We start from the raw sequence: 23,711 nt of genomic DNA, 5'->3' as shown, positions 1-23,711 counted from the left end.
AAGGATCGCAGCCTTCGGCAGCTCAGAGGATCCGCGTATTTCGTAGGAGCACCGCAGGCTGCGATCTTTTTATTACAGCTCAAGTACCAGCGGCTGCGAACCCTGCGCCGGAACCGCACAGCAAATCAGCACTTCACCCGCACCGGGCAGCTCCGCCGGGGGCTGTGGATAACTCACCTGACCGCTGATCAAACGGGTCTTGCAGGTGCCACAAGATCCGCCACGGCAACTGAACTCTGGCCGCAAACCCTGGCTTTCCGCCAACTCCAGCAAACTACCGCCGTCCGGCTGCCAGCGCGCATCGATGGCCGAGCGCTGGAACACCACCGCGACCGAGGTGGTGGCCACTGGAGGCTGATCGATGACTACCGCCTCTGGATCCGGCTGCCGACGTAATGTCGACGGACCGAAGGTTTCGGCGTGAATCCGCTCATCACGAATGTCCAACCCACGTAAACCGTCGTACAGCCCTTGAGTGAAACTGCTCGGGCCACACAGGACAAAATCCAGCTGATCGTAGTCTTCCACCAACAGGATGGTTTTAAGCAGCGCGAGGTCTATGCGCCCGGTCAGGTCAAAATCCTCGCCTTCCAGGGCTTCGCGTTCCGGCTGGCTGAGCAGACGTAATACCCGCACCGCGTCATCCGCACCGTCCAGCAAGCGGTCAATCTCAGCGCGAAATGGCTGATCAGCCAGGCTGCGCGAACTCTGGAACAACCAGCTCGGCCGGGTACGCCGGGTGCGCCGCCCCTGGTAAACCACTTCACGCAGCATCGACAACAACGGCGTGATGCCGACCCCGGCCGCCAACAGCACCAGTGGTCGGCGTTCATTGGCGGCCAGCATGAAATGCCCTTGCGGCGCACGGGCTTCAATCAGGTCACCGACCCGAATCTGTTCGTGCAAATGTGACGACACCAACCCTTCACGTTTCACGCTGATGCGGAAAAACTCATCGGACGGTGCACTCGACAGGCTGTATGTGCGGATGTGCACCTGGCCATCGAGGGTGAAACGCACCGGCAAGTGCTGCCCGGCCTGGAACAGCGGTAACCCGGCGCCGTCAGCTGGCTCCAGATAGATCGAGCGAATGTTCTGGCTTTCCCGCTCGATCCGGCTGACCCGCAAAGGCCGCCAGCGATCGCCCAACGCCTTAGCCTGCAACCTGGCGGCAGCCTGCTCCCAGGTGCCGGTCATCAAACTGTTGGGTGAAACCCCATCGAAGCGCCAGCGCAACGCCAACGCTGCCGGCCGTCGCACGATGTGCTGCACGTGCAGCTTCCACAGCCGTTCGGCGCCTTGAAAGGCTTCTACTTGTGGGCCATCGAGGATGATTTCGGTACGACCGCTGACCTGCAGCAGATCGCCCGTGGTGAAATCGATAAACAGCAACCCGGCGCGCGGATTGAGCAGCAGGTTGCCCAAGGTATTGAAATGCAGATTGCCGGCAAAATCAGGAATGGTCAGGCAGTCGCCCTCGACCTGAACGAAGCCCGCCTGGCCACCACGGTGGGAAACATCCACTGAGCGCGAGTTATCCACATCCACGTAACTGGCGACAAAGAAGGTGTCGGCACCCCGAATCATCGCCGTGGCCGTGTCATCCAGCGAATTCAGACGCTGTGCAGTGCGCGTCAACGGATCGGCCAACGGCACCGATTCGAACTGCCGCAATTGAATGTACTGCGGGCAATTACCGAAAGACTGCTCGACCGAGACGCTCAAGCCTTGCGCGCCAATCGTGCTGACCCGGCCGTTGATCCGGTTACGCCGCCTTGTGTGCAACTCGATCCCCAGCAAGCCAATCGCTGCCCCGGCGTGTAATTGCGCCGGGTCGTCCAGCGTGGGCAGGCTGTCCAGTTGCAAGCACGCAGGTTCGGGGGAATGGGCAAAACCCGGTTGGCCTTCGAGGATGCTCGCCCAAGGGTTACCGTCGGCGTCCACGGCACCGAACAACATGAACGGCAACTGACGATAGAACTGCCGATGCTGATCCGGCATTTCACTGCGGATCACCTTGCGCCCGTGCGCTTCCATACGCTCGGCAACCCCTGCATGAGCCTGCAATTGTTTCTCGCCGGCATGCCAAGGTGAAAGCTCCATCGCGGTCCTCCTCTGCGCATCGGCGCAGTGTGAACGGCCCGGCAATGCGGGGCCGTAATGCTTCAGGCGGTTTGCAAACCGGCCACCGTGCGTGGCATGCCGACAAAACCGGGCAAGGCCTCGATCCGCGCCAGCCAGCCCCGCACATTGGCATAGTCGGCCAGCGATACGTTGCCTTCCGGCGCATGGGCGATGTAGCTGTAGGCGGCAACATCGGCGATGGTCGGCTCATCACCAGCAAGGTAGGTGGATTTGCTCAGTTCTTGATCAATCACCTTGAGCAGGTTGTGTGAACGAACGATCACGTCTTCGGCGTTGTAAGGCGCACCAAACACCGTGATCAGCCGCGCAATGGCCGGGCCGAAGGCAATCGGCCCAGCCGCTATCGACAACCAGCGCTGAACCCTGGCTGCACCGACCGGGTCGGCGGGCAGCCAGCGGCCCTTGCCGTATTTCTGCGCCAGGTACACCAGAATCGCGTTGGAATCGGCCAGCACCACACCTTGGTCATCGATCACCGGAACCTGACCAAAGGCATTGAGTGCAAGAAAGCCTGGCTGTTTATGCGCGCCTTTCGCCAGATCGACGAAGATCAGTTCGGTTGGCAGCTCAAGCAACGACAGCATCAACTCCACACGATGGGCGTGGCCGGAACGTGGGAAGTTGTAGAGTTTGATGGCGTGCATGGTCGACTCCGCGGGTTGATTGCGCGGTTCAGGAGAGAATCGCGCTGAGTGGCGCTATCTTCCATCTGCTACCAAAACAACAGAATAACCAGAAAACACAATCGATCATTTCACCCGGTGCAATAACGCCTCAGGTGCGCAATGCCGGATGTTCACGCAATCCCTTCACCGCATAGTCCACAAAACTGCGTACCCGCGCCGGCGCCTTGCGCCCACCCTGATACACCACATGAATGGGCAATGGAGGAAGTTCGAAGTCTTGCAGGACGATTTCCAGCTCACCGGCGGCAACCTTGCTCGCCACCTGGTAGGACAGAACCCGGGTCAATCCCAGACCCAGAGAGGCAGCGGTGATTGCTGCCTGATTCGCCGTCACCACCAGACGCGGTTCAGGGCGAACGCTCAACAACTCCCCGGCCGCCATAAAGGGCCAGTTCCTCTGCTGCCCAATGGACGAGGTGGCGACAATTCGCGCTCGGCCCAGATCATTGGGATGCACAGGCCGGCCATGACGCTTCAGATAATCGGGAGAACCGCAGATAACCCGCCGCACCTCGCCCACCAGAATGGCGTGCTGGTTGCTGTCAGGCAGTTCACCGATGCGCACAGCGACATCGATCCCCTCCTCGACCATGCTCACCACCCGATCGACCAGCAACGCGTTGATGCTGATATCGGGAAACTGCTCGAGGTAGCCAACCATCAGCGGCGTAACGAACAGCTCGCCGAACAGCACGGGCGCGGTGATCGTCAATTGCCCACGCGGTTGCGCATGACTGCCAGCGGCTGAAGCCTCGGCTTCCTGAATCTCCGACAGTATGCGGCGGCAGTCTTCCAGGTAACGCTGGCCAGCCTCGCTCAGATGCACACTGCGCGTGGTTCGCGTCAGCAGTTGAGTGCCGATACGCGCCTCCAGCGCCGCCACCGCCCGCGTCACGCTGGCCGCCGACAACCCCAGACGCCGCGCCGCCGCAGAGAAACCCTGCTCCTGCGCCACGGCGACGAATACCTGCATTTCCTGGAGTCTGTCCATGAGCAAGACCTGTTGGGCGGGGACCGCTGCGAAGTGTACGAGACTTCGGGGCGGATCTGTCACATCAGGGTCAAGCCGACCGGAAAGCTCTGTTCATTTCACGATGCCTTTCGAGATTGAACTAAATGCTTCACAGATCGCCAGGCGCTGTGCGCGGCTCGAGACAACGGAGGACGGGCCAACCGTCGCAAGTCTCGCTCTACTTGCATTCTCAGGTCAGCATCGGGCGGACTCGAAGCTCCCTGACTCATTAGCGGCGCAGCAACGCCACCTGCTTGCGGCACTTGCACACCAGCCATCTGCGGCGTGGGATTCGGCTCGACATGCACTACGATAATGTCGATATCGACGCCTTTCTGGTGATCACGGACCTCTTTGCGCTCGACGCGGGTCGCACGCATACCAGCAACATCCAATATTCTCTGGGTAGACCTCCCGTTACCCTTGCTGGACAAAAAACTCACGAGCATTTCTTCCGAACCGCTCTCCAGTCCATCAGTAGCACGTAACGCATCGTTATTTACTACGTCCCACTGAACGATAATCTTGGGATAAACGCCGTAGAAGCCATTCGCCCTGGAAACCATTTCGTATCCTTTCCATGTCACGCTAGTCGCATTGGATTCGCTCCCCGGGGCGCGAAAATTCTCCTTCAATGTCCATAATCCAGGTCGAAACACGTTCTTGAAACGATACCGGCCAGGTATTTTCGGGTCCGTGTAAGTCGATTCCACCATGTACTCACCATGCCGTGTGTGAGTGAGCTCACGCGCCACAGCGGCCTGTTGACCAGGGATATTCTTTTCATACTCATCAAGTCTGCGTCCGAGTTGAGGGTCGAGCGGATATCCCCCGGCATTCGCACTCGGGGAGTTTTCAGAAAAATCATCGTCATCATCGATTGCCCTGCCGTCACCATCACGGAACGTCAACGGATTGTTCCTGACCATCTGGAACAGATTCAGTCCATCGACGTTGCCCGCCGGATCCGGCGATACCCATCGATTGAGCCAGGGTGCGTAGTACCGGAAACCATAGTAGTAGAGCCCCGTCGCATCGCGCTCCTTACCCGAATAACGGATTGTCTTGTAGTGCGCGTGCGTTTGGCTTCCGGCCGCCCACCATGCAGTACCGCCATAAGGGTAATAGCCTTCGTGGCTGATCACCTCGCCGTGCTCATCCAGCTCCAGCGCACAGCTGCCAAGGTGATCACCTACGCTGTAGCGCAGCTGCGGTGTCGGTAATGCCTTGCGCCCGTTCGCCAGCCAATGCAGCCGCCTTACGCCACTACGCCCGGCCTGTGCCGTCGTCACATACAACACCTCGCCCGTCGCGGTGTTGTGTCGGATCTCCAGTCCCGGCAAATAACGCACCTGCGCCACATGCCCGAGCGTTTTAGCCTGCTGGATTCTCACCTTACGACGTCGCTGACCTGCGCTGTCGTAAACGTACACCTCGGTATCGTCAGGCCCATCATCTCGAACCACTTGCATAACCCGTTGCAACTGGTTACGAGCATCCCAATCCATCGTCTGCGCGCCCTCCAGCACCCGCATATTGCCGTTCGCGTCAAAGCTTTTGTTCAGATCCGGCGGATCTGCGACATCGGCCATATATAGACTGCGATTACTCCCCTCAGCCACCTTCATCGTCCGCCGTGGTGACTGACCATGCTTGAGCGTGAGCAAGTTCCCGCCGGCGTCATAAGCGAAGGTCTGCGTGTAATTGCGTAACCGACTGGCGTCGCCTCCACCGGGTAACACCAGTCCCGGCAGACCCGGATGGATTCCTGCCTGTACGCTCTCTCTGCCCGTCGCTTCGATCAGCTGATACAGCGTGTCATAGCGGTAGGTGCTCAGCGGATTGATCTGTTTTGCGTTGAACCACTGTGTCGGCTGCGCCAGATCTTCGATGCTCAGGACATTACCCACCGGATCCTGTGTGTAGTTCAGATCCTGCAGGACTTTATTCGAGCAGGCCGCGTACAGCCGCTGCAGACGACCGTCCGCTGCCGAATACGTCCCCTGGGTAGTTACCCCGTTACCCGCCGTCTCTGATGTCACTTGGCCGAGCGCGTTGTAGATAATCTCGCTCAGCAAGATCTGCTCGGATTCACTTTCGGGTGTCAGGCTGGATTGGGTCAACTGACCCGCCACGTTGTATCGCATGAGCTGCGCAGTGCCTGCCGCATCGATCTGGCTCAGCACTGCACCCGACCCGTCGTGGAACCAGTGTGTCGTATAAGACACCGGCACTCCTTGACCATCCGTCTCCAGCAACGCATTGCGCTCTGCGACTGACTCCGGCCAATTCGGTGTGTCCAGATCCGTCAGGAACCGTTGCGTCTGCGTCAACACCTGCCCCAGCAAGCCATAATCCGCAAATACCCGACTGCCTGCCGGGTCGTCGTGACGGATCGGCCGGCCGCAGCCGTTAGCGATGCCTGTTGGACTGCCATACGTGAAGCGTTCTACGCAGCGCTGCGCGTTGTTAGCCATCTGTTCATGCACGTTTACCGGGCGCAGTTGACTGTCATAGTGCGTCTGCCGGTGCGTACCCCGGCCGTCCCAGCCCTCCAGCGCCTGGCCCGCGTCGCCTAACAGACCAACGCGCCAGCCCGCATCCACGCTCTCGGTGCGTAGCGCTTGCCCTGAAAGGTTATAGATCGCTGCCTGGTTTGGTACGCCGGACTCGCCGCCATCAGCCCACAGCCGTGCGTCCCACTGCACGATTGTCCGGCCCGCTGCGTCAAACGACTGCCGGTTGATCCGCGCCGTCGGCTCGTCGATCGCGTTGATGCGGTGGTACGACACCGCAGCAACCGCCAACCCCCGCGGGTCGATCGCGGCCAGCGTTGGTGTGAACTTATGCAAGTGTAAGGACACGGAAGATCCCCCATCGAATGATGGGGGCAGTGTAGTCAACACTGTGGGGGAGCAATGTTGATGAACGTTGATAATGGCGAAATCGCGACTACATCTTCACTATTTGCACCACCCTTTTCGACAACCAGCAAGCTGTCGAAAGGAGTGGCCAGTCAGCTCATTTCAGCCCCTGCGTGTCCGACCTTGAATGAGCCGGTTACAGACTGCCTTCGACATCTTCCAGACTGAAGGTCTCGGTGTTGTCGTCGTAGGAAAATATTTCGGCGTACCGGCCCCAGCTGATCACGTTCTCCAGGGTTTCTTCCACCGCTGCGTCATTGAGCGAATCTCCCAACTCCTGCTCGAAACGTACCCGCGGCGCCCAGTGACCGCGTCGCTCCTGCAACACCTGGCGAATACGGGTGGCCAATGGCACATACCGAAGCAGATGTTCGGCAAAAATGGTTTTGCGTTCCTGAGTACCGTACTCATCGAACAGCTTGCCCGCGTCGGTCAGCTTGATGTCGGCGCCCTTGAGTTCGGCAAACCCCAGATGCTCGAGCATCTCCGCCACCGGAAACAGGTCATCGACCTCCAGCAACAGACGCTCGGCGACATTGGAGAGGCTGTCCTGCCCATAATACGGCTCGGCCGCCAGCGCAGAAATCAGACCGGCCATCAGGTTGGTCGACACTTCGGGCAATGGGCTGCCCAATTGCAGTTCGGCCTTGCCCGTCTTGGCGTCGGCGCTGCGTCGGTTGGTCATCAAGGCATAGATGTCATCGACCATTTTGCGAAAGGCCGGGTCCAGACGGTTGCGTGGGTGAGCGAACGGCACGTTGATTTGCGCCACGACCCGGCCGGGGTTCGACGACAAGACCAGTACGCGGTCGCACATCAACACCGCCTCTTCGATGTTGTGGGTCACGATCAGGATGGACTTGATCGGCAACTGGCCGCCGCTCCACAGGTCCAGCAAATCGGTTCTCAGGGTTTCTGCCGTCAGCACATCCAGCGCCGAGAACGGCTCGTCCATCAGCAGCAAGGTCGGATTGACCACCAGCGCCCGGGCAAAGCCCACCCGCTGGCGCATGCCGCCCGACAATTCCCGCGGGTAAGCGTTTTCGAATCCGTCGAGGCCGATCAGGTCGATCGCTGCCAGTGCACGCTTGCGCGCGGCCTTGGGCTCGACCTGCAATGCTTGAAGACCGGCTTCGACGTTTTCCAGAACCGTCAGCCAGGGAAACAGGGCAAAGGTCTGGAAGACCATGGCCACGCCTTCGGCGGGGCCGGTCAACAACGAACCGTTATAGCGGACCTCGCCTGAGGAGGGCAGGATAAGACCGGCAATGATCCGCAGCAGCGTCGATTTGCCAGACCCGGAGCGACCCAGCATGCCGACGATTTCGCCCTCGCGCAGGGTCAGATCGACATCGCTGAGCACCTGCAACTCATCCTTGCCCTTGCCGAACCCGCGACTGACGTTCTTGAGTGCATAAATTTCGGAGTGCGCGCCTGTTTTTTCAGTATGGCTATTCATCAGATCGACACCTGTTAATTCAGACGGAGTTTGTTTTCAGCGATGGCGTACATCGGCCGCCACAACACGCGGTTGAACGCCACGACAAAGAACGACATCACTACCACGCCCAAGGTGATTTTTGGAAAGTCGCCAGCCGCGGTGGTCTGGGCGATATAGGCCCCCAAGCCGTGAGCGACCACTTTGTCCTGCCCCCAGGAAACGAATTCGGAAACGATACTGGCGTTCCAGGCACCGCCCGAGGCAGTAATCGCACCGGTCACGTAATACGGGAAAATGCCGGGCAGCATTACCTTGCGCCACCACTGCCAACCGCGAATGCGGAAATTCGCCGCGGCCTCGCGAAAATCGTTGGGAAAGGCGCTGGCGCCAGCGATCACGTTGAACAGGATGTACCACTGGGTACCCAGCACGATCAGCGGGCTCAGCCAAATGTCCGGGTTCAACTTGTAGTGCAGAATCACAATGACAAACACCGGAAACAACAGGTTCGCCGGGAACGCCGCCAGGAACTGGGCCAGCGGCTGGATCTTCTCCGCCAGATGCGGACGCAAGCCGATCAGCACGCCCAGCGGTACCCAGATGAGCGAGGCCACCAGAATCAACAAGGCCACCCGCAGCAGGGTGATGGCGCCCAGACCGATCACATGCCAGAGTTCATCAAGCGTCACCTCGCTGCCGACGTAGATGACGATGTGATACAGCGCGTAAAGAGTCATGGCCACAATCGCAGTCGCCCAGATCCAGTCGATAGCCCTTGAAACCGTCGGGCTGGCCTGAACCATCACCGCTTTGGAGCGTGGCAGGCTCAGGCGCATGTTGGTGATGCGCACGATAGCCCGGAGAAAAGGCCGCAACAGGCGCTGAACGACCCGGGTGCGCTGGATCAGATTCAGTACCCACGACTCAGGGCTCCCGGCCTGGGAAGCGGTGTCCTCCATCCGGAATTTGTCTGCCCAGGCCACCAGCGGCCGGAACAGGAATTGGTCGTAAATCAGGATGACCACAATCATCGCCAGAATGACGTAACCCACGGCGTGCATGTCGCGCTGTTCGATGGCCGTCGCCAGATAGGAACCAACGCCTGGCAAAGTGATGGTTTTGTCACCCACGGTGATCGCTTCAGAGGCGACCACGAAGAACCAGCCTCCGGACATGCTCATCATCATGTTCCAGATCAGGCCCGGAATGGCGAACGGTACATCGAGCTTCCAGAACTTTTGCCAGCCGGAAAGCTGCAGATTGCTGGATACCTCTTCCAGATCTCGAGGCACCGTGCGCAGCGACTGGTAGAAGCTGAACGTCATGTTCCAGGCCTGGCTGGTAAAGATGGCGAAGATCGCCGCGCACTCCGCGCCCAGCACCCGTCCTGGAAACAGCAGCAGGAAAAATGTCACGGTGAACGAGATATAGCCCAGCACCGGCACCGACTGCAGGATGTCCAGCACCGGCACCAGCAGCTTCTCTGCCCGCCGGCTCTTGGCCGCCAACGTGCCATAGACCAACGTGAAAATCAGCGCCGCCACCATGGCCGCGAGCATGCGCAATGTCGTGCGGATCGCATATTCGGGCAAGTCGGCCGGATCCAGCGAAATGACCTGCGTCTGCAACGTCGAGATTGGAGCCCAGGTTTCGTGTGCACCAATCGAGAAGAACAGCAAGAAGCCAATCACCAACGGCATGGCGATCAGGTCCCAGCGGTTGGGAAGCAACCGTTGTGCCGTGGCCGGTATGTAATGACGCAATACCTTATTCATGTTCAGTGATTCCAGTAGCGTTCTGGAGGTGATCGTTGACCACCGATCAGCAGTTTCTAGAGCGACCGCGCACAGAACGGCTCAACAGGCAGTTGAAGCACAGCTAAGTACACTCTAGCGGGGTAATAAAACGACGGAGAGACGCCACACTAATATGGCTGGAGTCTCCTGAACGGGAGTGGAATGAACATTCGGGCAAGAATGACAAAATGTCATTCGCTGGCAGATGCGGCCTGAGGTTCACGCCATCGAAATCGACACCAACGTGTAGCTTTTCCGGTGCGGATTGTACGTTTCGAAATGTTACAGGAGCATAACCCTGAAGCAATTTTTGCGTATTTGAGAATGCCCACTCTCCGGCCGGTGAGCCAACGTCGGAGCAGAACAGCCCGTAATAAAAAGCCCCCATAAAATGGGGGCTTCGAGGGACTTTCATTCACCCGCTGGAAACACGCGACCAGCTGCAGCGTTTATTCCACCGTCACCGACTTCGCCAGGTTACGCGGCTGGTCAACGTCAGTGCCTTTGAGCACGGCGACGTAGTACGAGAGCAGTTGCAGCGGAATGGTGTAGAGGATTGGCGAGAGGATGTCGTGGATGTGCGGCATGTTGATCACATGCGTGCCTTCGCCATTGCTCATGCCGGCTTTCTCATCCGCAAACACAATCAGCTGGCCGCCACGGGCACGAACTTCCTGCAGGTTGGATTTCAACTTCTCCAACAGCTCGTTGTTCGGTGCCACCGTCACCACCGGCATGTCGTCGTCGACCAGTGCCAACGGGCCGTGCTTGAGCTCGCCGGCCGGGTAGGCTTCAGCGTGGATGTAAGAGATTTCCTTGAGCTTGAGCGAGCCTTCCATCGCCACCGGATATTGCGCGCCACGGCCAAGGAACAGCGTGTGGTGCTTGTCGGCGAACAGCTCAGCGACTTTTTCGACGGTGCTGTCCATGGCCAGCGCTTCGCCGAGACGAGTCGGCAAGCGACGCAACTCTTCCACCAGCTCGGCTTCCATGTCTTTGTCCAAGGTGCCACGCACCTGACCCAGAGACAGGGTCAACAGCAACAGACCCACCAACTGAGTGGTAAAGGCTTTGGTCGATGCCACACCAATTTCGCGACCGGCCTGGGTCAGCAGGGTCAGGTCGGACTCACGCACCAGTGAGCTGATGCCGACGTTGCAGATCGCCAGGCTGGCGAGAAAACCCAACTCTTTGGCATTGCGCAGTGCAGCCAGGGTGTCAGCCGTTTCACCGGACTGGGAGATGGTCACGAACAGCGAATCTGGCTGCACGACCACTTTGCGATAACGGAATTCGCTGGCAACTTCGACCTGGCACGGGATCCCGGCCAGTTCTTCGAGCCAGTAACGCGCGACCATACCGGCATGGTAGCTGGTGCCACAGGCGACGATTTGTACATTGCGGACCTTGGCGAACAGTTCGGCAGCTTGTGGGCCGAACGCTTGTACCAACACCTGGTTCGGGCCAAGGCGACCTTCCAGGGTACGTTGCACGACCGACGGTTGCTCGTGGATTTCCTTGAGCATGTAGTGACGGAACTCGCCCTTCTCGGCGGATTCGGTGTTATCGCGGTACTGCACCGCTTCGCGCTCGACAACTTTGCCGTCGACATCCCAGATCTGCACGCTGTCACGGCGGATTTCGGCGATGTCACCTTCTTCCAGATACGTGAAGCGGTCAGTAACCTGTCGCAGTGCCAACTGGTCGGACGCGAGGAAGTTCTCGCCCAGACCCAGGCCGATCACCAACGGGCTACCGCTGCGAGCGGCGACCAGACGATCCGGTTGTTGCGCGCTGATAACGGCCAGGCCATAGGCGCCGTGCAGTTCCTTGACGGTGGCCTTGAGGGCAACGGTCAGGTCAGGGAGCTCTTTGAGTTTGTGGTTCAGCAGGTGGGCAATGACTTCAGTATCGGTGTCCGAGGTGAAGACGTAACCCAGTGCCTTCAGCTGCTCACGCAGGGCTTCATGGTTTTCGATGATGCCGTTGTGCACCACCGCCAGATCGCCGGAGAAATGCGGGTGAGCGTTACGCTCGCACGGCGCACCGTGAGTCGCCCAACGGGTGTGGGCAATACCCAGACGGCCGGTCAGAGGCTCGGCGGCCAGCGCTTGTTCCAACTCGCTGACCTTGCCCGGGCGACGCATGCGCTCGAGTTTTTCGCCGTTGGTGTAAACCGCCACACCGGCGCTGTCGTAGCCGCGGTATTCGAGGCGCTTGAGACCTTCGAGCAAAATGGCGGTGATGTTACGTTCCGCGACTGCTCCGACAATTCCACACATGCTATATCTCCTGGCTGACTGCCGCGCATATCACGTTAATGCCGCGGGCCTGAATCTGGTCGCGAGCCTCTTGCGGCAGGCGATCATCGGTAATAAGGGTATGGACGCTGCTCCAGGGCAGCTCCAGGTTTGGAATCTTGCGGCCGATCTTGTCGGATTCGACCATCACGATCACTTCACGAGCCACGTCGGCCATTACTCGGCTAAGACCGAGCAGCTCGTTGAAAGTTGTGGTACCGCGCACCAGATCAATGCCGTCGGCACCGATGAACAACTGGTCGAAATCATAAGAGCGCAGGACCTGCTCGGCGACCTGCCCCTGGAATGACTCGGAATGCGGATCCCAGGTTCCACCGGTCATCAACAACACGGGCTCATGTTCAAGTTCGCTCAGCGCATTGGCGACGTGCAGGGAGTTGGTCATGACGACCAGACCCGGCTGTTGGCCAAGTTGCGGAATCATTGCGGCGGTGGTGCTACCGCTGTCGATGATAATCCGCGCATGTTCACGAATCCGCGTCACCGCGGTTCTGGCGATGGCTTGCTTGTACTGGGAGACGGATTGGCTCGGGTCACTGACCAGCTCTTGCGGCATGGTGATCGCGCCGCCGTAACGGCGTAGCAACAAGCCATTGCTTTCAAGCGCCGCCAGGTCTTTGCGAATTGTAACTTCCGAGGTTTCAAAACGCTTGGCCAATTCATCCACACTGACTTCGCCCTGTTCATTGAGCAAGGCAAGAATATTGTGGCGACGTTGTGGTGTATTGCGCTTCGACATGACTGGTAAGTTTCGATTCGAAAGATAACGAAAGCAATCAAAACCTATCGGCGAAACTTCGTCAAGCTGGCGCATCAAAAAAATATCTGTGGGTAACCTATAAAAAGATCGCAGCCTGCGGCAGCTCCTACGGGGATCGGGTACACCTATTCCGTAGGAGCTGCCGCAGGCTGCGATCTTTTGATCTTACGATCTGTGGATAACTCAGCTCTTCTGGATTTTCACCGGTCGCTTCCAGCCATCGATGTTCTTCTGCCGAGCCCGACCAACGGCCAACTGGGACTTATCCACATTCGAGGTAATCGTCGAACCCGCCGCAGTCGTCGCGCCGTCCAGGATATCCACAGGCGCCACCAACGAGTTGTTGGAGCCAATGAATACGTCTTCACCCAGGACCGTCTTCCACTTATTGACGCCATCATAGTTGCAGGTGATGGTGCCCGCGCCAATGTTGGTCCGCGCGCCGACTTCGGCATCGCCCAGATAGGTCAGGTGACCGGCCTTGGCGCCTTCACCCAGATGGGCATTCTTCAATTCGACAAAGTTACCCACATGGGCGCGGGCTTCCAGCACAGTGCCCGGACGCAAGCGTGCAAACGGACCGGCATCGCTGCCTTCGCCCAGCACCGCGCCTTCGATGTGGCTGTTGGCCTTGATCACTACGCCTTTGCGCAAGGTGCTGTCCTTGATCACGCAGTTCGGACCAATGACCACGTCGTCTTCGATGACCACACGGCCTTCAAGGATCACGTTGATGTCGATCAGCACATCACGACCGACAGTCACTTCACCGCGTACATCAAAACGTGCCGGATCGCGCAGCGTCACGCCTTGAGCCATCAGACGAAGGCCTTCACGCAACTGATAGTGACGCTCCAGCTCTGCGAGCTGTTTGCGGTCGTTGGCGCCCTGCACTTCCATCGCGTCGTGAGGTTGCTCGGTGTCCACTACCAGACCATCGCTGACGGCCATGGCAATCACGTCGGTCAGGTAGTACTCGCCTTGGGCATTGTTGTTGGAGAGCCGGCTCATCCAGTCGCCCAGATGACTGGCCGGCACCGCCAGAATGCCGGTGTTGCCTTCGGTAATCGTACGCTCGGCTTCGCTGGCATCTTTGTGCTCGACGATAGCGGTCACCCGACCGTCAGCATTACGCACGATGCGACCGTAACCCGTCGGGTCATCGAGCTCGACGGTCAACAGTCCCATCTGCAGTGGCGCCACAAGCTTGAGCAGGCGTTGCAGGGTCGGGACTTCGATCAGCGGCACGTCACCGTAAAGGATCAACACGGTATCGGCGGTAATGAACGGCACAGCCTGGGCCACCGCGTGGCCCGTGCCGAGTTGCTTGTCCTGCAGCACGAAATTCAAGTCGTCTGCAGCCAAGCGCTCGCGCACTGCATCGGCACCGTGGCCAATCACCACGTGAATGCGCTGTGGATCAAGTTGGCGGGCAGTGTGGATAACATGGCCAAGCATCGAGTTGCCCGCCACCGGGTGAAGAACCTTCGGCAGTGCCGAACGCATGCGAGTGCCTTGACCGGCAGCAAGAATAACGATTTCAAGTGACATGACTGGCTACCAATCCTGGGAGGTCAGCGGCTGCGACCAAGAGATGAATTGCAAAAAAAGAAAAAGGGTAGCCGAGGCTACCCTTTTTAATCAATCACACAACAAGCGGGAGGCTTATCAGCCGCCGAACTTCTTGCGGATCTGCTGGACGGTGCGCAGCTGAGCTGTCGCCTCGGCCAGACGTGCGGCAGCGGAACCGTAGTCGAACTCGGCGCCTCTTTCATGCAAGGCCTTCTCGGCAGCCTGAACGGCTTGCTGAGCGGAGGCTTCGTCCAGGTCGGCAGCACGTTGCACGGTGTCGGCAAGAACCTTGACCATGTTCGGCTGAACCTCGAGGTAACCACCGGAGATGTAAAACACCTCGGCTTCCCCACCCTGTTTGATCAGGCGGATCGGACCTGGCTTGAGTTCAGTGATCAGCGGTGCGTGACCCAGAGCGATACCAAGATCACCCAGGCTGCCGTGCGCAATCACCATCTCGACCAGACCGGAAAAGATTTCTCCTTCCGCGCTGACGATGTCGCAATGGACTGTCATAGCCATCTGCTTGCCTCAACCTGATTAGCGCCCGTTGCCGGGCGCCGGGATTACAGTTTCTTGGCTTTCTCGATCGCTTCTTCGATGCCGCCGACCATGTAGAACGCTTGTTCTGGCAGGTGGTCGTAGTCACCGTTGAGGATGCCTTTGAAGCCAGCAATGGTGTCCTTCAGGGAAACGTATTTACCCGAAGCACCGGTGAAGACTTCAGCCACGAAGAACGGCTGCGACAAGAAGCGCTGGATCTTACGAGCGCGGGATACCAACTGCTTGTCGGTTTCCGACAGCTCGTCCATACCCAGGATCGCAATGATGTCCTTCAGTTCTTTGTAACGCTGCAGAACATACTGAACGCCGCGAGCGGTGTCGTAGTGGTCCTGACCGATCACGTTCGGGTCCAGCTGACGCGAAGTCGAGTCCAGTGGATCTACTGCTGGGTAGATACCCAGGGAAGCGATGTCACGGGACAGAACGACGGTGGCGTCCAAGTGGGCGAAGGTGGTCGCTGGCGACGGGTCAGTCAAGTCATCCGCAGGTACGTATACCGCTTGGATCGAAGTGATCGAACCGTTTTTGGTGGAAGTGATGCGCTCTTGCAGAGTGCCCATCTCTTCAGCCAGGGTCGGCTGGTAACCTACTGCCGAAGGCATACGGCCCAGCAGTGCGGATACTTCAGTACCGGCCAGGGTGTAACGATAGATGTTGTCGACGAACAGCAGAACGTCGTTACCTTCGTCACGGAACTTCTCGGCCATGGTCAGGCCAGTCAGTGCTACGCGCAGACGGTTTCCCGGCGGCTCGTTCATCTGACCGTAAACCAGTGCCACTTTGTCCAGAACGTTGGAGTCCTTCATCTCGTGGTAGAAGTCGTTACCCTCACGAGTACGCTCACCCACACCGGCGAACACGGAATAACCGCTGTGCTCGATGGCGATGTTACGGATCAGTTCCATCATGTTTACGGTTTTGCCTACACCGGCACCACCGAACAGACCGACTTTACCGCCCTTGGCAAACGGGCAAACCAGGTCGATAACCTTGATGCCGGTTTCCAGCAGGTCGTTGCCGCCAGCTTGTTCAGCGAAGGACGGCGCAGGACGGTGAATGCCCCAGCGTTCTTCGGTGTCAATCGGGCCAGCTTCGTCGATCGGGTTACCCAGTACGTCCATGATCCGGCCCAGGGTCGCTTTACCGACCGGTACGGAGATGGCTGCGCCGGAGTCCTTGACTTCCAGACCACGCTTCAAGCCCTCGGTGGAGCCCATCGCAATGGTACGAACCACGCCGTCGCCCAGCTGCTGCTGAACTTCCAGAGTGGTTCCGGCCGCGCTTTGTACTTCCAGCGCGTTGTAGATGCTCGGTACGCTGTCGCGTGGAAATTCCACGTCGATAACGGCGCCGATGATTTGAACGATACGTCCGCTACTCATAGCTGGATCCTCTGAATATTTGAACCGTTAAACCGCGGCAGCGCCGCCGACGATTTCCGAGATCTCTTGGGTGATCGCAGCCTGACGCGCCTTGTTGTAGATCAGCTGCAAATCGCTGATCAAGTCACCGGCGTTGTCGGTAGCGTTCTTCATTGCGATCATCCGCGCCGCTTGTTCAGCTGCGTTGTTCTCGACCACCGCCTGGTAGACCTGCGACTCCACGTAGCGGACCATCAAGCCGTCAAGCAGCTCCTTGGCATCCGGTTCGTAGAGATAGTCCCAGTGGTGCTTGAGTTCTTGATCCGGGGTCGCCACCAGTGGAATCAATTGCTCCACGGTAGGCTGCTGCGTCATGGTGTTGATGAACTTGTTGGACACCACGCACAGGCGGTCAATACGGCCGTCCAGGTAGGCATCCAGCATCACCTTGACGCTGCCGATCAGATCATTGATCGACGGCTCTTCACCCAGGTGGCTGATAGCTGCAACGACGTTACCGCCGAAGTTGCGGAAGAAAGCCGCACCTTTGCTACCAATCACGCACAGATCGATCTCGACGCCTTGTTCGCGGTTTACCGCCATGTCCTTGACCAAAGCCTTGAACAGGTTGGTGTTCAAGCCACCACACAGACCACGGTCACTGCTCACGACGACATAACCGACGCGCTTGATAGCACGGTCGATCATGAACGGGTGGCGATATTCCGGGTTAGCGTTGGCCAGATGACCAATAACCTGGCGGATGCGCTCCGCGTAAGGACGGCTAGCCGACATGCGCATTTGTGCCTTGCGCATTTTGCTGACCGCCACTTTTTCCATGGCGCTGGTAATTTTTTGCGTGCTTTTGATGCTCGCAATCTTACTGCGAATCTCTTTTGCGCCTGCCATGTAACACCTATCAGGTTAGCAAGCGGGAGCCTCTCGGCCCCCGCTGCGGCTTACCAGGTTTGGGTGGCCTTGAACTTTTCGATACCGGCTTTCAGGCCAGCGTCGATTTCGTCATTGAAGTCACCCTTCACGTTGATCTTCGCCATCAATTCGGCGTGATCGCGGTTGAAGTAAGCAATCATGGCCTGCTCGAAGCTACCGATTTTTGGAATCTCGATGTCTACCAGGAAGCCACGTTCAGCGGCATACAGGGACAACGACATGTCGGCAATGGACATCGGCGCATATTGCTTCTGCTTCATCAGCTCGGTAACGCGCTGACCGTGCTCAAGCTGCTTGCGAGTGGCTTCGTCCAGGTCAGAAGCGAACTGGGCGAATGCAGCCAGTTCACGGTACTGAGCCAGAGCGGTACGGATACCACCGGAAAGCTTCTTGATGATCTTGGTCTGAGCGGCACCACCCACACGGGATACCGAAACACCGGCGTTCACTGCAGGACGGATCCCGGAGTTGAACATGGCGGATTCCAGGAAGATCTGACCGTCGGTGATGGAAATCACGTTGGTCGGAACGAACGCGGAAACGTCGCCAGCCTGAGTTTCAATGATTGGCAGAGCGGTCAAGGAACCGGTCTTGCCAGTCACGGCACCGTTAGTGAACTTCTCTACGTACTCTTCCGAAACGCGGGATGCGCGCTCCAGCAGACGGGAGTGGAGATAGAACACGTCGCCTGGGTAGGCTTCACGGCCTGGTGGACGGCGCAGCAGCAGGGAAATCTGGCGGTAAGCCACTGCTTGCTTGGACAGATCGTCATAAACGATCAGCGCGTCTTCACCGCGGTCGCGGAAGTATTCGCCCATGGTGCAACCGGAGTACGGTGCCAGGAATTGCAGTGCAGCCGATTCCGAAGCACTGGCAGCTACGACGATGGTGTTAGCCAAGGCGCCGTTTTCTTCCAGCTTGCGAACCACGTTGGCGATGGTCGATTGTTTCTGACCGATAGCAACGTAGACGCAGAAGATGCCGCTGTCTTTCTGGTTGATGATCGCGTCGATCGCCAGAGCGGTTTTACCGATCTGACGGTCACCGATGATCAGCTCACGCTGGCCACGGCCGACAGGGATCATGGCATCGACAGCCTTGTAGCCAGTCTGTACAGGCTGGTCTACCGACTTACGCCAGATCACGCCCGGAGCAACTTTCTCGACCGCATCGGTCTCGGTGTTGTTCAGCGGACCTTTGCCGTCAACTGGGTTACCCAGTGCATCGACTACGCGACCCAGCAGTTCCTTACCAACCGGAACTTCGAGGATGCGGCCAGTGCACTTGGCGCTCATGCCTTCAGCCAGAGTCTGGTAAGAGCCCAATACAACGGCACCTACAGAGTCTTGCTCCAGGTTGAGGGCCATACCGTAGACGCCGCCCGGAAACTCGATCATCTCGCCGTACATAACGTCGGCCAGACCGTGAATCCGCACGATGCCGTCAGATACGCTGACGACAGTGCCTTCGTTACGGGCTTGGGAGGTCACATCGAGCTTTTCGATGCGGCCCTTGATAATTTCACTTATTTCGGAAGGATTGAGTTGCTGCATTGCTCTGCTGCCCCTTCAAACTCAAGATTTCAATGCTTCGGCAAGGTTCGCGAGTTTGCCGCGAATCGAGCCATCGATTACCAGGTCGCCGGCGCGGATGATGACACCACCAATAAGGGTGGCATCCTCCGCAGCGTGCAGTCGCACTTCCCGGCCGAGCCGTGCACTGAGAACCTTGGCGAGTTTGTCTTGCTGTTCTTGGTTCAATGCAAAAGCACTGGTGACATCCACATCTACCGATTTCTCTTGTTCGGCCTTGTACAGGTCAAACAGAGCGGCGATCTCCGGCAAAAGCGGGAGACGGTCGTTTTCAGCAACGACGTGGATGAAATTCTGTGCCTTGGCATCGAACTTGTCGCCACACACGTCGATAAACGTGGTGGCCTTGTTTGCGCTCGTCAGTCGCGGGGCCTTGAGCACGCGCTGCATGGTGTCGTCTTGCGACACTGCTGCAGCCAGGCCGAGCATGGCTGACCAAGAGGCCAGTTGCTGGTGGGCCTGGGCGTGCTCGAAGGCTGCCTTAGCGTAAGGTCGGGCCAACGTGGTCAGTTCTGCCATGATCGCCCTCGCTTAAATTTCAGCAGCCAGTTTGTTAACCAGCTCCGCGTGCGCGTTTTGATCGATTGTGGCACCCAGGATCTTCTCGGCGCCGCCAACGGCCAGGGCACCCAGTTGGGCACGCAGCGCGTCTTTGACACTGTTCAGTTCCTGCTCGATCTCGGCCTGAGCCTGCACCTTCACACGTTCAGCGTCGACACGGGCTTTATCAACAGCCTCTTCGACGATCTGATTACCGCGTTTCTTGGCTTGCTCAATGATTTCGGCTGCCTGAGCTTTAGCTTCGCGCAGTTGTTGACCCGCTTTATCTTGGGCCAATTCCAGGTCGCGAGCTGCTCGGGCGGCAGCGTCCAGTCCATCCGCGATCTTCTTCTGACGTTCGTGCAAAGCCGCGATGACCGGAGGCCACACGAACTTCATGCAAAACAGTACAAAAATGAAGAACGCAACGGACTGGCCAATCAGGGTTGCATTAATGTTCACGCCAACACCTCGCTCGTTCGTTGTCCATCAGACTTGCTCAACTCGAAAATCCGAGTGATTAGTGAGCGAGTTGACCAACGAAAGGGTTCGCGAAGGTGAAGAACAGAGCGATACCAACGCCGATCATGGTTACGGCGTCGAGCAGACCGGCAACGATGAACATTTTGACTTGCAGCATTGGAACCATTTCTGGCTGACGCGCTGCGCCTTCCAGGAACTTGCCGCCCAACAGGCCGAAACCAATTGCGGTACCCAGTGCGCCCAGGCCGATCAACAGTGCAACAGCGATAGCGGTTAGACCAACTACAGTTTCCATCTTTCCTCCCGACTTTTACGTCGTATGGTTTAGGTTTTTTAGATTAAAGCGGTAAAACAAATCGTTTCATCGAGCCCGGTACGGGCCCCCTCTCACCGAAGCGAGAGGGACATCAGACTAGCCGAAGCAGGTCTTAATGGTTCTCTTCGTGCGCCATCGACAGGTAGACGATGGTCAGCATCATGAAGATAAACGCCTGCAGGGTGATGATCAGGATGTGGAACACAGCCCACGCCCACTGCAGCACAATGCCCAGGCCGCTAAGCCAGAGCAGGCCGCTGCCGAACATCACGGCGATCAGGATAAACACCAGCTCGCCAGCGTACATGTTGCCGAACAGACGCAGTGCCAGCGAAATTGGCTTGGCAATCAGCGTCACGAACTCCAGCAGGAAGTTCACCGGAATCAGCAGGGCTTGAAGGAAAATGTTCTTGCTGCCGAACGGGTGCAAGGTCAGTTCGCCGATAAAGCCGCCGATGCCCTTGATCTTGATGCTGTAGAAAATGATCAACGCGAACACCGAGAAGGCCATGGCCAGCGTAGCGTTCGGGTCGGTGGTCGATACGGCACGGAACGGGATCTCGTGGTTGCCGGAAATGGCCGCGGCCAGTTGCGGGATCCAGTCGACCGGTACCAGGTCGATGGCGTTCATCATGAACACCCAGACAAAGATGGTCAGCGCCAGAGGTGCAACCACCGGGCTACGGCCATGGAAGCTGTCCTTCACGCTGCTGTCGACGAATTCGACCAATACTTCAACGAAGTTCTGCAAGGCACCTGGTACGCCGGAAGTCGCCTTCTTCGCCGCCATGCGGAAAAGAAGAACGAAGATCAGACCCAACGCGACCGACCAGCCGAGGGTATCGACGTGGAAAGCCCAGAAGCCCATTGCCTTGGCTTCTGCTGCGGTATGGGCAAAGCCCCAGCCGCCGGTAGGTAGCTGACCGAAGGTCAGGTTTTGCAAGTGGTGCTGGATATAGCCCGAAGCGGATTCTGCTGCCATGGTTGCCTCAAACGCCCTAAGGTCTCGAAAGTCTTGTTCTCATCAGCAGGGGAGCGAACCAGCTGACCAGTTGGGTCAGCACGAAGACGCCGAATACAGCTAGCGGCGCCAGTGGCTTCACACCTGCGAACGTCAATGCAAAAAGCACTGCCGTCAAAATCAGTTTGCCCGCCTCGCCGGCATAAAAAGACCGGACGATGGCTTGAGCTGCTCGGGCGCCGGAAAACCGAAATGCCCTGTGAGCGAAATAAACATTGGGAAGCAAGGCTATCAGGCCTCCGCAGAGTCCTGAGTATCCGGCTACGACTCCATGCCATCGCCAGAGCGCCAAAGCGGCAAGCAGCAAAACGACAAATTGCGCCAATAACACGGGAAAAACCGCCAAGCGATGGAACGGCAAGCGGTTTGGCGTGCGGGTTTCCATCACTTTTGCTCCTCAAAGGCCGGCTGCCAGAATTCAATAACTTGGCATAATTTGTGCCGACAAAATGCGCGCAGAGTATAGGGGCGGTTCAGCCCCTATTCAACTGTCAGGTAGTGATTTCGAACTCTGCGCTACATGAGGAAATGTTTCAGCGGATATGCGCGAGGACGCCTTGAAGCTCATCGAGGGAGTTGTAACCAATCACCAACTGCCCTTTGCCCTTCTTCCCGTGGCGGATCTGCACCGCAGAGCCTAGGCGCTCTGCCAGGCGCTGTTCGAGACGAGCGATATCCGGGTCGGGTTTTGAGGGTTCGACAGGCGCAGGTTTGCCACTCAACCACTGGCGAACCAGTGCTTCGGTCTGGCGCACGGTGAGGCCACGTGCGACAACATGTCGCGCCCCCTCAACCTGTTGATTTTCCGGCAAACCAAGCAAAGCACGGGCATGACCCATTTCCAGGTCACCGTGGGACAACATGGTCTTGATGACTTCCGGCAATGCAATCAGGCGCAACAAGTTGGCGACGGTCACGCGGGATTTGCCCACCGCCTCGGCGACTTGCTGCTGAGTCAGCTGGAATTCCTGCTGCAAACGCTGCAGGGCGACCGCTTCCTCGATCGGATTGAGGTCTTCACGCTGGATGTTCTCGATCAGCGCCATGGCGATCGCGGTCTCATCCGGCACATCGCGGACCATCGCCGGGATGGTTTCCTGGCCAGCCTGCTGGCTGGCACGCCAGCGGCGTTCACCGGCGATGATTTCAAAGCGGCCAGCACCGATCGGGCGAACCACGATCGGCTGCATCACGCCTTGAGCCTTGATCGACTGCGCCAGTTCTTCCAGCGCCTGTGGGTCCATGTCCCGACGCGGCTGGTACTTGCCGCGCTGGATCAGGTCCAGCGGCAGGTGTTGCAGCTCACGCTGATCGGCCTGCACCGCCTGTTCTTCCAGCAAGCTGACAGTCGGACCACTCAGCAGTGCATCCAGTCCACGTCCGAGACCTCGTTTCTTGACGGCCATGGGGATTCCTTAAGTTGCCTGAGCAGCGGCAATGCGTGAATTTTTGCGCTGACGACGAACCATCTCGCCCGCCAGGGCCAGATAGGCCAGTGCGCCACGGGATTGTTTGTCATAGGCCAACGCCGGCATGCCATAACTTGGCGCTTCGGCCAGACGGATGTTGCGCGGAATCACGGTGTCATACAGTTGCTCACCGAAGTGTTCCTTGAGCTGCGCCGACACATCGTTCATCAGGCTCAGGCGCGGGTCATACATGGTCCGCAGCAGGCCTTCGATTTTCAGATTCGGGTTCAGCAATTCAGCGATACGCTTGATGTTATCCACAAGGTCGCTCAACCCTTCGAGCGCGAAGTACTCGCACTGCATGGGGATAATGACCCCGTCGGAAGCAACCAGAGCATTGAGCGTGAGCATCGACAGCGACGGTGGGCAGTCGATCAAAATGTAATCGTAGTTCTCACGGATCGGCGCCAAAGCGCTGCGCAGACGGCTTTCCTTCATCTGCATTTCCAGCAGAACGACTTCAGCCGCCGTCAAATCGCGGTTGGCCGGCAACAACTGGTAACCACCGTGTTCGGAAAAGTGCATGGCCTGAGCCAGATCGCATTCGCCGATCAACAGGTCGTAGACCGAGTTTTCCAGACCGTGTTTATCCACACCGCTACCCATGGTGGCGTTGCCCTGTGGATCAAGATCGATCAACAACACCCGTCGCTTGGTCGCGACCAGGGATGCTGCGAGGTTGATGCAGGTGGTGGTCTTGCCCACACCACCCTTTTGGTTCGCTATCGCGAATACCTTAGCCATTCTTGCTTGTGTT

At 58.2% G+C, this 23,711-nt stretch carries 20 protein-coding genes; all 20 read right to left on the bottom strand.

The genetic code is table 11. From position 1 onward, the window contains the following. Positions 1–72: 72 nt before the first annotated feature. Positions 73–2,103, bottom strand: coding sequence for a 2Fe-2S iron-sulfur cluster-binding protein (locus tag BK659_RS22305; protein WP_123427123.1), 2,031 nt, complete (start codon positions 2,101–2,103; stop codon positions 73–75). A 62-nt stretch (positions 2,104–2,165) separates the two neighbouring features. Continuing rightward, on the bottom strand, positions 2,166–2,789 hold the full coding sequence (locus BK659_RS22300; protein WP_123427121.1) for a glutathione S-transferase family protein: 624 nt from the start codon (positions 2,787–2,789) through the stop codon (positions 2,166–2,168). A gap of 130 nt (positions 2,790–2,919) precedes the next feature. After that, positions 2,920–3,822, bottom strand: a complete 903-nt coding sequence (locus tag BK659_RS22295) for a LysR family transcriptional regulator (protein ID WP_123427119.1) — start codon at positions 3,820–3,822, stop codon at positions 2,920–2,922. A 98-nt stretch (positions 3,823–3,920) separates the two neighbouring features. Continuing rightward, positions 3,921–6,707 (bottom strand): RHS repeat domain-containing protein, encoded by a 2,787-nt coding sequence (locus BK659_RS22290; protein WP_123427117.1) that lies wholly within the window; start codon positions 6,705–6,707, stop codon positions 3,921–3,923. A gap of 196 nt (positions 6,708–6,903) precedes the next feature. Beyond that, positions 6,904–8,226, bottom strand: a complete 1,323-nt coding sequence (locus tag BK659_RS22285) for an ABC transporter ATP-binding protein (protein ID WP_123427116.1) — start codon at positions 8,224–8,226, stop codon at positions 6,904–6,906. A gap of 14 nt (positions 8,227–8,240) precedes the next feature. Then, positions 8,241–9,983, bottom strand: a complete 1,743-nt coding sequence (locus BK659_RS22280; RefSeq protein ID WP_123427114.1) for an ABC transporter permease — start codon at positions 9,981–9,983, stop codon at positions 8,241–8,243. Positions 9,984–10,453: 470 nt separating this feature from the next. Then, entirely contained in the window at positions 10,454–12,286 is a 1,833-nt protein-coding gene (glmS, locus tag BK659_RS22275) for a glutamine--fructose-6-phosphate transaminase (isomerizing) (RefSeq protein ID WP_123427112.1), read from the bottom strand. Between the two features lies 1 nt (position 12,287). Then, positions 12,288–13,064 carry a DeoR/GlpR family DNA-binding transcription regulator gene (locus tag BK659_RS22270; RefSeq protein ID WP_123427110.1) on the bottom strand — a complete coding sequence of 259 codons (777 nt, stop codon included), beginning with the start codon at positions 13,062–13,064 and terminating at the stop codon, positions 12,288–12,290. A gap of 204 nt (positions 13,065–13,268) precedes the next feature. Beyond that, positions 13,269–14,636, bottom strand: coding sequence for a bifunctional UDP-N-acetylglucosamine diphosphorylase/glucosamine-1-phosphate N-acetyltransferase GlmU (gene glmU, locus BK659_RS22265; protein WP_123427108.1), 1,368 nt, complete (start codon positions 14,634–14,636; stop codon positions 13,269–13,271). A 117-nt stretch (positions 14,637–14,753) separates the two neighbouring features. Continuing rightward, positions 14,754–15,179 (bottom strand): F0F1 ATP synthase subunit epsilon, encoded by a 426-nt coding sequence (locus tag BK659_RS22260; protein WP_071552658.1) that lies wholly within the window; start codon positions 15,177–15,179, stop codon positions 14,754–14,756. A gap of 44 nt (positions 15,180–15,223) precedes the next feature. Beyond that, positions 15,224–16,603 carry a F0F1 ATP synthase subunit beta gene (atpD, locus tag BK659_RS22255; protein ID WP_019694391.1) on the bottom strand — a complete coding sequence of 460 codons (1,380 nt, stop codon included), beginning with the start codon at positions 16,601–16,603 and terminating at the stop codon, positions 15,224–15,226. A gap of 27 nt (positions 16,604–16,630) precedes the next feature. After that, positions 16,631–17,491 carry a F0F1 ATP synthase subunit gamma gene (gene atpG, locus BK659_RS22250; RefSeq protein WP_019694392.1) on the bottom strand — a complete coding sequence of 287 codons (861 nt, stop codon included), beginning with the start codon at positions 17,489–17,491 and terminating at the stop codon, positions 16,631–16,633. 50 nt (positions 17,492–17,541) lie between these two features. Then, a complete protein-coding gene (gene atpA / locus BK659_RS22245) occupies positions 17,542–19,086 on the bottom strand; it encodes a F0F1 ATP synthase subunit alpha (protein WP_054594853.1) in 1,545 nt (514 codons plus the stop codon). Positions 19,087–19,107: 21 nt separating this feature from the next. Further along, entirely contained in the window at positions 19,108–19,644 is a 537-nt protein-coding gene (locus BK659_RS22240) for a F0F1 ATP synthase subunit delta (protein ID WP_033059683.1), read from the bottom strand. Positions 19,645–19,656: 12 nt separating this feature from the next. Continuing rightward, entirely contained in the window at positions 19,657–20,127 is a 471-nt protein-coding gene (locus BK659_RS22235) for a F0F1 ATP synthase subunit B (protein WP_019694394.1), read from the bottom strand. Positions 20,128–20,185: 58 nt separating this feature from the next. Then, positions 20,186–20,443, bottom strand: a complete 258-nt coding sequence (gene atpE, locus BK659_RS22230; RefSeq protein WP_019694395.1) for a F0F1 ATP synthase subunit C — start codon at positions 20,441–20,443, stop codon at positions 20,186–20,188. 133 nt (positions 20,444–20,576) lie between these two features. After that, on the bottom strand, positions 20,577–21,446 hold the full coding sequence (gene atpB / locus BK659_RS22225; RefSeq protein ID WP_123427106.1) for a F0F1 ATP synthase subunit A: 870 nt from the start codon (positions 21,444–21,446) through the stop codon (positions 20,577–20,579). Positions 21,447–21,462: 16 nt separating this feature from the next. Continuing rightward, entirely contained in the window at positions 21,463–21,870 is a 408-nt protein-coding gene (locus BK659_RS22220; RefSeq protein ID WP_123427104.1) for a F0F1 ATP synthase subunit I, read from the bottom strand. 148 nt (positions 21,871–22,018) lie between these two features. Beyond that, entirely contained in the window at positions 22,019–22,891 is an 873-nt protein-coding gene (locus BK659_RS22215; protein ID WP_019694398.1) for a ParB/RepB/Spo0J family partition protein, read from the bottom strand. Positions 22,892–22,900: 9 nt separating this feature from the next. Continuing rightward, on the bottom strand, positions 22,901–23,698 hold the full coding sequence (locus BK659_RS22210) for a ParA family protein (RefSeq protein WP_019694399.1): 798 nt from the start codon (positions 23,696–23,698) through the stop codon (positions 22,901–22,903). Between the last annotated feature and the right edge of the window lie 13 nt (positions 23,699–23,711).

It is taken from the genome of Pseudomonas brassicacearum (assembly GCF_003732225.1).
GTDB lineage: Bacteria > Pseudomonadota > Gammaproteobacteria > Pseudomonadales > Pseudomonadaceae > Aquipseudomonas > Aquipseudomonas brassicacearum_E.
This window is presented reverse-complemented; position numbering and strand designations above follow the sequence as displayed.